The following is a 14,318-nucleotide window of genomic DNA, read 5'->3' on the forward strand; positions in this document are numbered from 1 at the left end:
CGGAATCAGCACCGAGTTAGTGAGGTCACGCGATGTCTTCAGCCCAGTCGCTCGGCGAGCTGGTCCAGGAGGACTGCCCTTTTCCCGCGGTTCCCGGACGGGTGGGGCGGCATGACGTCCTGGTGGAGCAGAGCGCGTTCGGCACGAGCCTGTACCGGATCCACGACGGCCGCGTTCTTACGTTGCGCGCCAACACCGGATACCGCGAGGATGTCGCCGCCGCGCTGCTGGACGCGGTGGAACGGCTCGTCGACACGGACACCGGTGCTCTCGGCCGTTCCGTCCGCCTGCGACCGATCGACGTAACGGGGTTCCCACTGGACCGGGCCGCGCTGCTCGGCCCCGGCGCGACCCGTGTCTTTCGCGATAGGCCGCGGCTAGCCGAATGCGGCTACGAAGTCTTCGCGGTGCACCGCACCGAGACCGCCGATGGCGACGACCACAAGGTGTTCGCGGCGACCGTGACCGGCAAGAACCTCGGAATCCGGGAGCACGACTGGACGCGCGATCCGCGGCCCCGCGCCGAGGTGCGCCGGCTCGACGGCCAGCCAGGCGGCCTGTACCGGCGCACCCGAACGAGCCGGAGAAGCACGAAACCGGCGTTTCTGCCGGCGGAGAGGGTTCTGGCCCAAGACGCCCCCAACCTGCTGGACGGCGTCCATGTGTCGATGCGCGATGTTCGCGGCCACGAGCTGGAGCTGCGCCGCGAGTGGGATCGGCTGTGTGGAACCCTCCGTGCGCCGGTACCGGTACCGGAATCGGCGCAGGAGGTCGGGGATGTCCAGTTCAGCGTTCCCCGAAACGAGGGCTGGCGGCTGTTGGGCCCGGTGTTCCGCGGGGATGCCCTCGACCTCGCCCCGCTGTCCGACGCGGCCGCGGAACCGCCGGAGACCATGCTGCACATGAGCGTGTCGGACCGCGAGCGGCGCCGGCACGACGACGCGGTGCACCCCGAGAACCTGGACGGGTGCCTGCGGTGGCTGCGGGCACTGGCTCCGAGCGCCGGTAACTTCCTGGTCCTGGAGGCGCGGTCCGGCGGGGTGGTGCAGGTTATGTGGCACGAGGGGGAGCGGCTCTGGCTGGAGACCCCCGAACCGGAGCGCCGCCGGTGGCGGGGCCGCCATGTCGCGCTGGAGGAGGCGGAGCGGATGATCACGATCCTGGCCCGCGAGGACCGGGTGGCCGTGGACGAGCTTGGCGACCTGGAGACCGGCGCGTTCTGACGATGACGCCGCGCACTGCGGCGCCGACCAGCGCCGCACGTGTACGAACGGTGCCGGCGGAGCATCGCAAATTGCGCATTCTTCCCACGTGCGCTCGTTCGTCCGTTGAATGGTCCACATTTTTTGGACTGAGATTTTATCGCGGGGGAGTCCGGGTTCTGGCGTGTCCGGGTTCGCGAGTTGGGATCCGGACATTAGGAATGAGTGGAAAACGGCGTGCGCAAACCTGCTAGGTACCCAGATGGCCGGCCATCAAACCTGCCCGATGGTCCCGGCATCGAACACGCACGCGGTCATAACGAAGCAATGAAAGTGTGTGGAGTGGGTATCCGGGAGTCGTGGAAAACCGACCAATGTGATGCCCATTCGTTGGTGCGCGTAACGCCGTGTACGGGTATGGCCGCGACCGGTCAGAAGTCGGTAAGGGGGTCGCCGAATGGCGATCCGATCACCTACAGTGTACCGGAATCCGCAGTCCGAATTAATGGCCAACCGACGTAGGCGCGAGCAGTGCCGAAACAGCATAAAAGGGACGTTTCGGTGAAAGTTAGATGTACCATCGCCGGCGACCAGGTGCTGGCCTGTTTGGGGTTGCGCACCGCTTTGGATTCGGCGTCCGATATTCAAGTAGTAGCGGAGGCAAGAAACAGGAACACCGCTCTGCGGAACGCGTGCGATCTCCGGCCGAACGTGATGGTCGTCCATTCTTTCGCCGACGACTCGAATACGCTGGAGCTGCTTCGCGATGTTGCGTCGTTGCGCGGTCCGGGCGTGCGTGTCCTCCTCATCGCCGCGCCCGCCGATGGCCGAATTCTGCTCGACAGCCTGCGCGCCGGCGCGCGCGGGTTCCTGCTTCCGGAGAGCGAACCCGCCACCCTCATTGCGGCCGTGCGCGATCTGGCACGCGGTAACACGATCATCGCTCCCTCGGTGGCGGGGACCCTCGTCGACGAGTTCGTGCGGATCGCATCGCTCAGTCCCGCCCGGCCGGTCTGCGACGGAACGTCGTCGTGGGACGCCGGGCTGTCCGAACGCGAGGGCGAGGTCGTCGCGCTGGTGTCCTCGGGGTACAGCAACTCCGAGATCGCGCGGATCCTGCGGCTCGCGCCGACGACTGTCAAGACACACATGTCGAACGCGCTCGCCAAGCGCGATGCGCGCGATAGGGTCCAGTTGGTCGTACAGGTGTACCGCGCCGGGTTCGCGGGGTTCAAGGTCGCATCTGTGAACGGTCCGGCACGCACGGGCGGCCCTGCGGCCGCCGCCCCCGACGACAGGGCCGGCGGCACGGAGGTCCGGTGAGCCTCCGCGCGCCGGGTTGCCGCTCCAGCCCGGCGGACGCGCCCGACACCGCGCCAATGGCGCGCCCCGAACAACGGAAGTGTGCAGCAGCCGAATGTCCCAGATCTCCCTCGACTACGTTGCCGACCTCTACCGGAGGTACGCCGAACCCCTCGGGGTGGTTCGCGAGGCCCAGCGCGAGTTCCTGCGCGCGAACCGCGGGGTGCTGACCCCCCAACTGGACGATCTCGAAGCCGAGATCAGCTATCTGCTGATCCGGGAGTACCAGCCCAAGGCCATGGCGGAGCTCGGCACCCTGCACGGGTGGTCGACCACGTGGATCCTGTCGGCGCTGCGCGACAACGGGTTCGGCGAGCTGCGCTCGTTCGACCTGATGGACAACGCGGCGTCGAACGTGCCGGCGGAGCTGGCCGCCGCCCGCTGGACCTTCCACCAGGGCGACATCCGCTCCAACACCGCTCTGCTCCCCGAAAAGACCGACTACCTGTTCATCGATGCGGCGCACAACGGGCGCTTCGCCCAGTGGTACATAGACACGGTGTTCCCGATGCTGGCGAGCGGAGTTCCGGTCAGTGTGCACGACGTGTTCCACCAGCGCGTCGCGTTGCCGTTCACCGAGGGCCGGGTGGTGCTGCGCTGGCTCGCCGAGCGCCGGGCGCCGTTCTTCACGCCGTCGCGCGCTCGGGCCAGAAAGGTCAACGAGGAACTGCGGTCGGTCAAGCGCGAGCTGGGGTTGGATGAACCCGTCCACACCGGGCGCGACAACCCGATGCTCTTCTTTCACCTGCCCTGACCCTGACCGCGGTGCCCGGCCCGGCCGCCAGGTGACGGGCGGGAGCGCCGCGGCTTGTCCTGTGCCGCGCACGGATCGGCCGTGCCCTCCGCGAATGTATGTGCGCCTACGCGCTGACCGCGGTCTTGTCCGCACCGCTTGTGCCGCGGGAGCAGGGTCTCGCGGGCACGGACAGCTCAGCCGCGGACACCCCCGGACTCATGGTGGGCACCAGCCCTCTCCTTGTTTCCAGGGCTCTCGACGCCGCTGACACCGTCGGCGCCCTCGCGCTCCATGCCCGCGCTCGGGGCGCGGGCATGGTCGGCGCGGACCGCGGTGGCGGTGAGCCCTGGTCGCGCCAGCTCGGCCAGGGACCAGGCGCAGCTCACTGTCAGGGGGAGGCGGATACCGTCCGGGTCGGCACTCGATCCGGCGCGCGGCTGGCCGCCGAACCCGCCATCGGCACGCTGCTGCGCCGCCAGATCCATCGCCGCGCTGGTGACAACGCTGTGCTCGGCCCGGCCGAGAAACGCGCTGGCGCGGACGAGCGCAGCCATGACCTCCACGTCGCGGAAGCGGGCGGCGGCCACCAGCCCGGAACGAAGCACCAGCGCCCACCGCTCGACTTCCTCAGCGGTACCGCCGGTCCGCGTGCCGAACGCGGTGCCGGTGCTCACGTGCTCGGCGGCGGCCAGCGGCGCTTCGGGGTCGGGGCGCAGCAGCTCCCAGGGATCCGGGGCGGGAAACGGGCCGGTGAGAGGGCGGGCCGGGGTGTGCAGCCCTTCCAGGACTCGGCGTCGCAGGTGGGCGCTTGGCGGCGCCGGGGCGCGCACCCCCGATGGCCGCACTGCGTCGCACTGGTCCACGAGCCAGATCCCCACCGCGCGCAGCGCCGAGGGGGCAGCCGGCTCGGCCGTGTGCCCGGCCCGAGCCCCCCGCCTCAGCCACCGCCGAGCCCGCGCCAGGGCGTTCGCCACAATGTCCGAATCCCTCATGGCTGCCTTTCCCGGTCGGCGAGCGCCATGGCGGTGACGAGCGTCGTGTGGTAGCAGCAACGAAACAGGTAGGCTCGTGCGCGCTCACCGGTGCGCTGCGCGTGCGTTGACGCTCGGAAAGGCGGACCGTTCACGGCGCCGCTCGGGTGCTGGGCCGCCGCCAGGCGCCGCCACCCGAGCGTGTCGAGCTCCGACGGGACACCGCCCACGATTCCCGCGCACATCAGCAGTTCCGCCACCAGGTCGAGGTGGCCCGTGCCGAGGTGGGCGCCCAGCAGCGTCGCCACTGCCTCGCGCAACCGGGAGCGGTCGCGGTCGAGGGCCGAGAGTGACCACTCGCCGAAACCGGTCGCGTACAGCAGCACGTGCGTGAAGGCGTACACCTCGTTGTCCGAACAACTCAGTGGATTGACGCCGGCGGGATCGCACTCTTCGTACAGGCGGTCCGCACTGGGCAGCGCGTGCGGTAGGCCCGCGAGGTCCAGGATGTAGCAGAGCTCGACGGCGTGTGGGGCGCTCCAGTCGGCGCCACGGAGGTCGCCGGTCCGGGCCGCCAACACCTGGCGGGCGATCGCGAACGGTTCCGGAACCTGCCGGCCAAGGCCCCGGAGCAGCGCGAGTAGCCATATGCGGTACCCGAGTCCGGGGCCGCCATCGCAGAGCCGGTCGGCGAAGTCCGGCCGGTTGGCCATGGACTCCGCGGTGTCGGCGACGGCCCCGACGAGCGCACCCGTCTCCCGGGCTCGCGGGCCCTGGTGCAGGATTCGGCACAGCAGGAGGAGCTCAACGAGTGTGGTCTCAGGGACCTCGCGCGGCGGGAAATGGTCGTCCCAGCCGGCCGAGAACCAGTGGACGTGGTCGGCCAGCCAGGCCAGGCAAAGGTCGAGCGCGCGTGTCCGATCGGTGTTCCCGTGGCCGCCGCCGTTGCCCGGGCTCACCTGTTCGCACACCGGTTCCCACGCCGGGAAGCCGTGCGCACTGCCGCGGAGCTGGCTCGGCGGGCGCGTGCCAGCAGCCGGTCGGGCACCGCCAGTGGGCAGACTGCCCATCGCCGGGTGGTTCACCTGGACCCCGTCCCATCGCTTCCGGCGGAGCGGCCCGACCCAGGGCTGCTCCGCGCGCTCCGGACGCCGTTTCCGAGAAACCCTAGAGTCCGGACGCATCGGCCGCTTCGTCCCTGAGAACCAGTCACTTCTACTTCTCTGGTTCTGGCCACCACTACTTCCTCGGAACAGGGACCTTCGCGGTTCCGGTGCTCCGTCTGCTAGCGGCGCGCCCGACGAGAGCAGCGGCGACGGTGGATGGCCGGGGGGGGGGGGGGGGGACGCTCATCGGTGCGGTGGGTGCGTGGTGGCGCGTCCAACGAGGGTGGCGAGGACGGTGTGGGCCGGCCCCCGGTGATCGGTGCGGGTGCCCGGTGGCGGCGCGCGCAACGGGGGCGGCGAGGTCGGTGGTGGGGCCAGTGGGGGTGTCTGTGGTGTCGTTTTCGGCACTGGGCCGCACCGAGACTGTCTGTGGGGCCGGTTTCGGTGCCGCATGAGCCCCCACGAGCCCGCTATGTCCGGATTATGATCGGCCTGGGCGCCGATCTTGAGGATTTCGTTCCTTTGTGGCGCCACAAAGGAACGAAATCCTCAAGATCGGCACAAAAGTCGGACGGGGCGGGTCGCGAAGGTCCGAACCCCTCGCCGGGCGACACCAGGCAGTGCCCCGGCCGATGCGTCGTCTTCGCTGCTCTCGTCGGACGCGCCACCATCCGCCCACCGCACCGACAACCACTCACCCAACCCATCCACCGCCCTCGCTGCGTTCGTCGCATGCGTCACCACCGGGCACCAGTAGCGATTACCGGGGGCTGGCCCATCCGGTGTCTTCGCTGCTCTCGTCGGGAGGGCAACCACCTGCGGCCAGCACCGATCGCCGCCGCCCCGGCTATCCACGGCCTTCGCCGCCCCCGTTGGGCGCGTCACCGCCCGCCCACCGCGCCGGTGGTCACCCGCCGGGCCATCTGCCGTCGTCGCTGCCGGCGGCACCGGGTTGGGCGGACGTTCGGCCAACCCCTTCCGGAGAGGGAGGTCCTCCCCGGAGCCGATGCGGTGCCCCGACCACCGCACGGGTCGCCGCGGTCCCGATGGCGGAAGCGTGTGTGGAAGCCGCTCCCTAGGGTTGCCCTGGTGGAAAGGGCGGGACGCGCGGGTTCGTGCGGCCCACTGGCCCTGGCGGGGCCCGCGCGGTCTGAGGCGGCTGGACGCAATGGAGAGTGATGCCTGAAGCAGCGCCGGCACCGGGGGCACCGCCGCACCCGGTAGCAGGGCAAGAGCCCGGCGGACCGCGCGTGCTGCTGCCGCACCTGCGCGGCTTCGCGGGCCGGCTCATCGCGGTAATGGTGCTGTCCCTGGTCACTGTGGTCGGTGCGCTCGCGCAGCCGCTGGTGATCCGGATGGTGGTCGACGCGCTCGCGGACTCCGAGCCCATCAAAGGGCTCGTCGCGGCGCTCGTGGCGCTGGTACTCGGGGTGGCCGCGGTGAACGCCGTGCGCGACTTCTGGCTGCAGCGTGTCGCCGAGGGAGCGGTGCGCGCTGTGCGCACCCGCCTCACGGCCCACCTGCTCCGGCTTCCGGTCGCCGAGTACGACCTCCGCCGCTCCGGTGACCTGCTCTCCCGGGTGAGCGCCGACACCACCCTGCTGCGCAACGTCCTCACCACCGGGGTTTTCGACCTGGTGACCGGGGCCGTGACAGTGCTCGGAGCCGCGGTCGTGATGGCGCTGCTCGACCCGCTGCTGCTCGCCGCGGCCGGGCTGGGTCTGGGGCTGGGGATGCTCTGCTCCCTCATCGCGGCGCGGTGGATCCGTCCGCTCTCCGAGCGCGCCCAGGCGCGCCTGGGCGAGATGACCTCCGAGGTCGAACGTGCGGTGTCCGCGGCGCGCACGATCCGTGCCGCGGGCGCGGAGGAACGCGAAAGCCGGGCGATCGCTGACCGTGCGCGGCTCGCCTACGAGGCCGGCGTCCGGGTCGCCCGAGTCAGGGCCGCGGTCAGCCCTCTGTCGATGCTCGGCACGCAGGGCGCGTTCCTGCTGGTGCTCGGCGTCGGTGGCGCCCGTGTGGCCAGCGGGGCGATCGGAGTGGGCGACCTGATCGCGTTCGTGCTGTACGTTTTCTACCTCGTCAGCCCGCTAACCCAGGCGGTGAACGCCTACGTCCAGGTGCAGACGGGGCTGGGGGCGGCGAGCCGTATCGGGGAGATTCTGGCCATCCCGGCGGAGGACCTGCACGGGCGCGGCCCGGCGCCGGACCGCGCCGTACGTACTCCCGCGAACGGCGCGGCCGCGGAAGGGGCGGACGGTGCCCCCGCGGCCGTCGAGTTCGACGCGGTGAGCTTCGACTACGGCGCCGGCCCGGTCCTCGACGAGGTGAGCTTCACCGCCCCGCACGGCGGTGTGACGGCCATCGTCGGCCCTTCAGGTGCGGGCAAGTCCACTCTGCTGGCCCTGGTCGAGCGCTTCTACGACCCGCGGTCCGGAACGATCCGGGCCGACGGCGTCGATGTGACGGAACTGTCGCGGTCCCAACTGCGCTCCAAGCTGGCCTACGTGGAACAAGAAGCGCCGGTCCTCGCCGGAACCATCCGGGACAACCTGCTGCTTGCCACGCCCGACGCCACCCGGGAGGAGCTGCTGGCAGTCCTCGACACCGTCAACCTGCGCGGTCTCGCGGAGCGCACCAGCAAGGGGCTGGACGCCGAGGTGGGCGACGCCGGGGTGCGGCTGTCCGGAGGGGAGAGGCAGCGCCTGGCCCTCGCCCGAGCCCTGCTCACCGACGCCCCGATCCTGCTGCTCGACGAGCCCACCAGCCAGTTGGACGCCAACAACGAGGCCGCGCTGCGTGATGCCATCGCCGCCGTATCCCGGCAGCGCACACTGCTCGTTGTGGCGCACCGGCTGTCCACCGTGGCCGACGCCGACCAGATCCTGGTCCTGGACAGCGGCAGGGTCGTCGGCCAGGGGCGACACCACGACCTTGCCCGCGAGAACGCCGCCTACCATGAGCTGGCGGCCCGGCAACTGCTGGTGACCTGACGCGGAGTGGTCCTGAGCGAGCGCACCCGAGAGCCCCCGGATCAGTCGAGGCTTGCGAAATGGCCCCGGAAGGTGTCCTCGATGGCTCGTTCGAGGAGGTGTCCCTGGCTGGCCGCGCTGCCCCTCTTGGCGAGAGCGCTGATCCGTTGGGCCTCCTCGGTGGTTGGCAGCAGCCCCACCAGAAGGAAGGGCAGGAACAGGTGCCGCACGAGGAGCTCGTTCGCTGATGTGACGTGGGGCCGGCGCACGACCGAGACGTTGACCCGGACGGCGTGCTCGTTGCCTTGCGGGACACCCGGCCGCTCCGTCTCGATCGCCGAGTAGCGGAAACCGTGGGCCTGGTCGCAGGGGGAGCACCCGACGGGGCCACGGCCCAACCGGTCACCGCAGGCGGAACAGGCCAGCCGGTCGAGTGCGGCGTCCACAACCCGCCAGTCATGGCGTTCGGGTTCGTCCGCCACCATCCCGGCGAAGGCGGCCTCCTCGCCCGCCCGCACCTCCCAGCGGTGCAGAACGGAGTGCCACTCCTCCTCCACGATGCCGTCCACCAGTGCGCGGCAGGTGCCGCAGGCGGGCGATCCGCCGTACTCGTACCCACCGCACTCCGCACAGCGGCGCACCGCCGCTCCGACCGCGGGTCTGGCCATGCCCGTTTCTCCGTTCCTCCTCCGGACGCGAGCCGCTTCTCGCGCCGTTGTGGTGAGTCTCTCGCATCCTGACGAACGGGAGAACCGGTGGTGGCCGAGGCGCGGGCGATGACCGGTACGCGGACCCGCCCCGCCCGCCTCAGCCCGGCGCCGCGGTGATCGGGGCCGCGAGCAGCAGGTCGGACCACAGCGGATTCGTTCCGGTTGCCGCGTACAGCAACGCGAGCGCCGCGCCGATGTCGCCTTCGAGGAAGGACGCGTTGCGCACCCAGCCGGCCGGGCCGAAGTAGATGAGCGGGCCCGCTTCGCGCCAGCGCGCCAGACGCTTCGCCCAGTGGGCGCTGTCCCCCCGCGCGCCGGCCGTGCCCAGGTGGTCGGAGGCGAACCGGCCGAACCAGACGAGGCCGGCGGCCCCGTGGCAGACGCAGCCGTCGACAACGCCGGTGTCCTCGTCGGGACGGTGCACGACCGCACGCGCGGCCGCGCGTGCCACCTCTCCGGCCGCCCGGTCGCCGGTGGCGCGCTCGGCGACGCGCAGCGCGGCGGCCGCCCCGGGGTCGCCGGAGCACCAGGTGGCGCGGGTGGGCGCGTACCGGGTCTCGACGCGGTGCGGAAACACCGACCCGTGCCCGCCGTTCCGCTGCCGGAGCAGCCACCGGAGGCACTCGTCGAGGAGCGCGCGGGCCCGCGGCCGCTGGGCGGGATCGGCCGCCGCGGCCGAGGCCAGGTAGGAGACCAGGCCGGCGGTGCCGTGGGCGACGCCGATGATCCGCGCTCCCGCCGACTGGTCGGCGATACGCGCCTCACTGGTGCCCAGTTGGACGAAGCGGCCGTTGTCGTCGTGCTTGGTGCGTTCCGCAACGCGGTCGAGCACCTCTGCCGTGAGCTTCTCGCGGTAGCCGGGGTCGGGATGCGCCAGGCCGTACACCCCGAGCCCCAGCAGGCCCATGGGCAGGTCGATGTCGCGTTCCGCGGGGAAGTCGGTGGCCCAGCCCAGGACCGTCTCGTCGATCGCCGCAAGCCCCGAGACAGCGGTGCCGCGGCTCTCGGCGAGCCGGATGGCGACCCATCCCGCCTGCGCTGCGCCCCCGTACAGCCAGGGCCCGACGCCGGACTGCGCGCGCAGCAGGTCCAGCGCCGAGCGCAGGTGACCCTCCGCCCCGAAGTCCTCTCCGGTGGCGCGGCTGAACTCCAGCGCCGCCAGCGCGAGATCCAGCCGCAGGCTCGCGTTGGGCTCGGCGGTGATCGTCTCCTCGGCGTCGCCGTAGAGGGTCCGGGCGAGCCGCAGCCAGCCGTGGTTCGTCGTCATGCCCCTCGTCCCTCCGTTGCCCGCAGCCGCCGGACCGTCCGGCCAGCCATCTCGTGGACCAGGTACTCCATGCGCACCGCGTCGAACGCGAACATCCGGTTGCAGTGCATGTGCAGTACCGATCCGAGGACCGGCCACGCGCTGCGGTTGTCTCGGGGCGGCCGGCCGTCGGGCACCGCCGCAGAGAGCGCGGCCACCCGGGATCGGATGGTCTCGCAGATAGGGGCCCGGTCCAGGTAGTCCCGGAGCGCGCCCTCGTGCGCACGGGCGAACTTGCCCAGCGGGTTCCCCCGCTTCTCGGTGGAGACCCCCAACCCTTCCTTGCACATGTCGAGGAAGGCGAGCTGGTGATCGGCTGAGTTGAACAGCGCGGAGCACCACCCGAGGGCATCGGCCACACCCTGGTAGAGGCGCTGGTCCTCCGGTGCCGCGGCCTCGGCGAACCCCGCGGTCCACTCGCTGGAGGCGTCGAACAGCCGTTCCGCCGCCTCAAGGCCGGCCGCGCCGCCGTACCGCGCGACCTCGGGGACGTAGTCCTCCAGTACGGTCCGCCCGGCCAGGCCCTCATGCTGGAGGCACCCGCCGAGGTCGTCGAGCGCGCCGACGACACGGAAGCGCTCGCGGGGTTCGGTGGGGCGCATGCGCACCCGCACGTGGTAGCCGCCTTCCTGGTAGCGCAGGAAGAACCAGCCGGTGATGACCCCCTCCGCGCGCAGCTCGGCGGCCAGCTTCCGAGCGCGGGCGATTACCGTGTCCGCGGAGGCGTGGCCGCAGTAGTACCGGGCGTAGGCCCAGCGGCGCCCTCGCGCGATGTCGAAGGCACACGTGGCGGCCGACCGCTCGTCGTGCGGCGCCGCGGCCGCGCCGCGCGGGGGGCCGCGCCGCGCCGGCCCGAGCGGCAGCACCAGCTCACCGACGTGCCGGCCACGCGGCCCCCGAACCGCCGGCGCCTCCATCTGCGGCATCTCGACGACCGTGACGTCCCCACTGCGCTTCTCCGCGGAGAGGGCCGCCTCGACGGAACGGTCGGAGCGGAGGTCGACGGGCAGTATGTGGTCGTACTCGCCGATGCCGACCCACCGGCGGTCACCGGCCCCCGGGAGAAACCCGCGCAGCCGCGCCGCGGGTCCGGAACCGGCCAGCACCTCCCGGACGCCGGACGCCGGTACCTTCCACCGTTCCGGCGCCACGACGACCGGCCCGCAGGTAACCCGCGGCAGGTGGGGCAGGAGCGCCAGAGCTCCCCACGACCACCCCACACTCCCGGAGGACGCGAGGTGGCCCAGGACGGTGTAGACGGGGTCGAGGCCGAAGAGGTCGAGGTTGTGCGCGGTGTTGAGCTCGATAATGACGGGACGCCCCGACCCACGGTCCCGCAGCAGGAACTCGTCGCCGCGGAGTTGGAGGGTGAGGCGGTGCGGGGGCAGCGTCCCGCCCGCGGCGCCCGACAGTGCCACGGTCTCCGCCAGGATCCGCGGCCGGACCAGGACGTTCCCGATCCGCCCGCCCGCGTGGTAGACGAGCTCGGCGTGGATGGGGCGCAGCCCGCCCTCCGGCGCTTCCGTGTCCGCGTCCGCGAGGTCGTCGCGGATGTGCCGCTCGACGTCCTCGCGGTGCAGCCCGAACCGGGCGAGCAGCGCGTACGGCGACCGCCCGGTACCTCCCACGAGGACACTGCTCAGCCCGTCGGGGTGGTCGTCGCCGACCAGAGCCGCCAGCGCCGCCCGCGCCCCGCAGGAACCGGCCGGGGTGACGCCGGAGATGTCGGCGGGGGAGCCGTCGTGCGCCCAGTCGGCGTAGATCCGCAGCAGCTCCGGCGAGCACCGGGACGCGGCCGGTATCTCGCTCGCCTGCACGCCGGAGGCCCCGGCCAGTTCGGAGGCTCCGCGATACGGGTTCGGCAGTACCCCCGACTCCAGGTCCACCGCTTCCAGCAGCGGAACCTCGGCCCCGTCGTAGCGGTCCCGGAACGCGTCGCGGAACGCCGCGAAGTCCAGACCCGGAGCCGGAGCTGGGGCGGGGTCGTGCAGGGCCGCCACCCGGAGCAGCGCTCCCCGGATGGCGCTCACCCGGGCCCGGTCGACCCGGGCCTCCCCGGTCGACAGCTCGGTGTGCAGGTCGAAGCGGTGGTTCCGGGGGATCGGGGAGAGCGCGGGCAGGGCGCGGGCCGCGGTCTCCCACGCGGTGTCGAGGTCCGCGCCGATTGCGGTGTCGAGCGGGCGCGGGCCACACGCCCGGTCCACCAGGGCCCTGAGGGGAGCCGGGTTGTGGCCCATGCGCTCCAGCAGCCAGGCCGCGCGTTCGGCCGGCTCCACCCCGGGCTCGACCAGCCCGAGGGAGCGCTCCAGCATCCCCGTCTCGACCAGGCGGTTCAGGAACGACGCGAGCTCGTCCGCGGTGAACCCCGGCATGGTCGCGCGCAGCTCCCGTATGGCGTCGGCCCCCATGATCTCGCCGTCGCCGACGACGCGCAGCACCTCCGTGACCGCCCGGGAGCACCGTACGCGCACGACGTCGGAACTGGCATCGCCGTGCCGGGGAAAACACACCCCGTCGCGGACCCAGCGCAGCAACGGGTTCGCGCGCAGCGGCCAGCATCGCGCGTCCACCTGGTCGGCGGCCTCCGCGACCACCTGTTCCAGGGCACCGGCGTCGACCCGCACTCGGGCCACGTGCTGCTCGCGCTTGCCCAGGTCGACCCGGAACCGGTCGTTGACGCTGACGGGGGCGGTGCCGGCGAAGAGCCCGAACGGGGTCGCGCGGCCGCCCATCCGGGCGAGGTAGCGCAGCACCGCCGACCGTGCCCCCGCGTCGTGGGCGGCGGCGCCACGCAGGGAAGGATCGGCGGCGAGGTCCACGGCGGCACCGGCGAGCGGGTCGGCCGTGTCGCCCTCCGCCACGGCCAACTCCACCTCCTCGACACTCAACAATGGCGCCCGGAGCAGCCCGAACCCGTCCTGGTTCATCGGTGTCCCCCTCGGTTGGGCAGGTGTCCGTCCGTTCGGCTGCGCTGCGTCATGCGGCGAGCTGGCCCACGACCGCGCCGTGGAGCCGTTCGAGCGCGCGGAGGTGGTCATCTCCAGAGGTCGACAACTCCGCGATGACCACCTCGTCCGCACCGGTCAGAGCCAGGACGTTGCGCACGGTCTCGGCGCACTGGCGCACCGGTCCCGCGCAGTTGACCCTGACCCCCTCGCGGGTTCCGTCGGCGCGGGCGGTTTCCGGGTCGTCGTTGGCCACCAGGGTGAGGGCCACCGCGGTCCGGCCGCCGGGGAACGCCGCGCGGTACTTGCCCACGACAGTGCGGCACGCGTCGATGTCGGGGTTGAAGAAGAGCGCGTGGCAGTAGTTGAACCCGATCTCCGCGGCGAGCTCGGCGGACCGGTACCCGGCCCCGTGCAGCCACCCCTGGTAGCCGGTGTCGAGCGGTTCGAGCCACGTCCGGCCGTCCCGCAGCACGGACACCACCGTGCGCACCGCCTCGGCGGCGTCCGGATCCCCCTTGCGCAGGTGCGCGAGATCCGCGGCCGCGCCGCCCCCGACATCGCCGCGGCCGAACCCGACATCGAGCCGGTCGCCGCAGAAGTGGCTCGCGGTCGCGAAGTCCTCGGCGGTGAGCAGCGGGTCGCGGAGGCGGATCAGGGTCACCGCGGTTCCCACGCGGATCCGCGACGTGTGGCTGCCCAGCACGCACACCAGCGGCACCGGGTTGGTGCTGGGAACACCGCGCTCGTGGTGCTCGGGAAGCCATACCCGGCTGTAGCCGAGCCGTTCCGCGAGCAGTGCGGAGGCCAATGCCGTCTCGCGTTTGTCCCGGGTCGGCCGGCCGGAGAAGAAGTCGAAGAACTCGATCAGGCCCATGGGTGGTGCCGGGCCTGGGCCCGGCGCCGTGGGGCCGTCGAGTGCGGACGTGGGGTCCACTATGCCTCTTTTCGCTCTCGGTCGCTCCTGCGGTGGCCGCGGCGGATCCGGGCACGCACCCGCCCCTAAGG

10 protein-coding genes are annotated in these 14,318 nt (G+C 72.0%); 4 read left to right on the plus strand and 6 right to left on the minus strand.

The window, feature by feature from the left end:
• The first annotated feature begins 32 nt into the window (after positions 1-32).
• From F4561_RS08300 to F4561_RS08310, 3 genes are all read left to right on the plus strand, one after another.
• Positions 33-1,223, plus strand: coding sequence for a hypothetical protein (locus F4561_RS08300; protein WP_184576348.1), 1,191 nt, complete (start codon positions 33-35; stop codon positions 1,221-1,223).
• A gap of 540 nt (positions 1,224-1,763) precedes the next feature.
• Entirely contained in the window at positions 1,764-2,525 is a 762-nt protein-coding gene (locus F4561_RS08305; RefSeq protein ID WP_184576350.1) for a LuxR C-terminal-related transcriptional regulator, read from the plus strand.
• 94 nt (positions 2,526-2,619) lie between these two features.
• Positions 2,620-3,318: a class I SAM-dependent methyltransferase gene (locus tag F4561_RS08310; protein ID WP_184576352.1), complete on the plus strand. Its 699-nt coding sequence runs from the start codon at positions 2,620-2,622 to the stop codon at positions 3,316-3,318.
• Between the two features lie 176 nt (positions 3,319-3,494).
• Here the strand turns inward: F4561_RS08310 and F4561_RS08315 are convergent, their stop codons facing one another.
• On the minus strand, positions 3,495-4,292 hold the full coding sequence (locus tag F4561_RS08315) for a hypothetical protein (RefSeq protein ID WP_184576354.1): 798 nt from the start codon (positions 4,290-4,292) through the stop codon (positions 3,495-3,497).
• Positions 4,289-5,341, minus strand: a complete 1,053-nt coding sequence (locus F4561_RS08320) for a DUF6895 family protein (protein WP_184576356.1) — start codon at positions 5,339-5,341, stop codon at positions 4,289-4,291. Before F4561_RS08320 ends, F4561_RS08315 begins: the two co-directional genes overlap by 4 nt.
• Before the next feature lie 1,214 nt (positions 5,342-6,555).
• On the opposite strand from F4561_RS08320, the gene F4561_RS08325 reads away from it, so the two are divergent.
• Positions 6,556-8,370, plus strand: a complete 1,815-nt coding sequence (locus F4561_RS08325) for an ABC transporter ATP-binding protein (protein ID WP_184576358.1) — start codon at positions 6,556-6,558, stop codon at positions 8,368-8,370.
• A 41-nt stretch (positions 8,371-8,411) separates the two neighbouring features.
• Here F4561_RS08325 and F4561_RS08330 read toward each other — a convergent pair whose 3' ends face one another.
• The 4 genes from F4561_RS08330 to F4561_RS08345 all read right to left on the minus strand — a co-directional run bounded on the left by F4561_RS08330 (position 8,412) and on the right by F4561_RS08345 (position 14,247).
• Entirely contained in the window at positions 8,412-9,017 is a 606-nt protein-coding gene (locus F4561_RS08330; protein WP_221445406.1) for a hypothetical protein, read from the minus strand.
• A 139-nt stretch (positions 9,018-9,156) separates the two neighbouring features.
• The gene (locus F4561_RS08335; protein ID WP_184576360.1) at positions 9,157-10,326 is read right to left on the minus strand and encodes a lanthionine synthetase LanC family protein; all 1,170 of its coding nucleotides are present in this window, start codon (positions 10,324-10,326) and stop codon (positions 9,157-9,159) included.
• The gene (locus tag F4561_RS08340) at positions 10,323-13,292 is read right to left on the minus strand and encodes a lantibiotic dehydratase (protein ID WP_184576362.1); all 2,970 of its coding nucleotides are present in this window, start codon (positions 13,290-13,292) and stop codon (positions 10,323-10,325) included. Before F4561_RS08340 ends, F4561_RS08335 begins: the two co-directional genes overlap by 4 nt.
• A 49-nt stretch (positions 13,293-13,341) precedes the next feature.
• Positions 13,342-14,247 (minus strand): LLM class flavin-dependent oxidoreductase, encoded by a 906-nt coding sequence (locus F4561_RS08345; protein WP_312885188.1) that lies wholly within the window; start codon positions 14,245-14,247, stop codon positions 13,342-13,344.
• Positions 14,248-14,318: the final 71 nt, after the last annotated feature.

This window comes from Lipingzhangella halophila (assembly GCF_014203805.1).
Classification (GTDB): domain Bacteria; phylum Actinomycetota; class Actinomycetes; order Streptosporangiales; family Streptosporangiaceae; genus Lipingzhangella; species Lipingzhangella halophila.

Bases quoted from the DNA above. Each gene is read 5' to 3' on its own strand.
- F4561_RS08300 (WP_184576348.1), top strand. From the start codon at position 33: ATGTCTTCAGCCCAGTCGCTCGGCGAGCTGGTCCAGGAGGACTGCCCT.
- F4561_RS08310 (WP_184576352.1), top strand. From the start codon at position 2,620: ATGTCCCAGATCTCCCTCGACTACGTTGCCGACCTCTACCGGAGGTAC.
- F4561_RS08315 (WP_184576354.1), bottom strand. From the start codon at position 4,292: ATGAGGGATTCGGACATTGTGGCGAACGCCCTGGCGCGGGCTCGGCGG.
- F4561_RS08320 (WP_184576356.1), bottom strand. From the start codon at position 5,341: ATGGGCAGTCTGCCCACTGGCGGTGCCCGACCGGCTGCTGGCACGCGC.
- F4561_RS08325 (WP_184576358.1), top strand. From the start codon at position 6,556: ATGCCTGAAGCAGCGCCGGCACCGGGGGCACCGCCGCACCCGGTAGCA.
- F4561_RS08330 (WP_221445406.1), bottom strand. From the start codon at position 9,017: ATGGCCAGACCCGCGGTCGGAGCGGCGGTGCGCCGCTGTGCGGAGTGC.
- F4561_RS08335 (WP_184576360.1), bottom strand. From the start codon at position 10,326: ATGACGACGAACCACGGCTGGCTGCGGCTCGCCCGGACCCTCTACGGC.
- F4561_RS08340 (WP_184576362.1), bottom strand. From the start codon at position 13,292: ATGAACCAGGACGGGTTCGGGCTGCTCCGGGCGCCATTGTTGAGTGTC.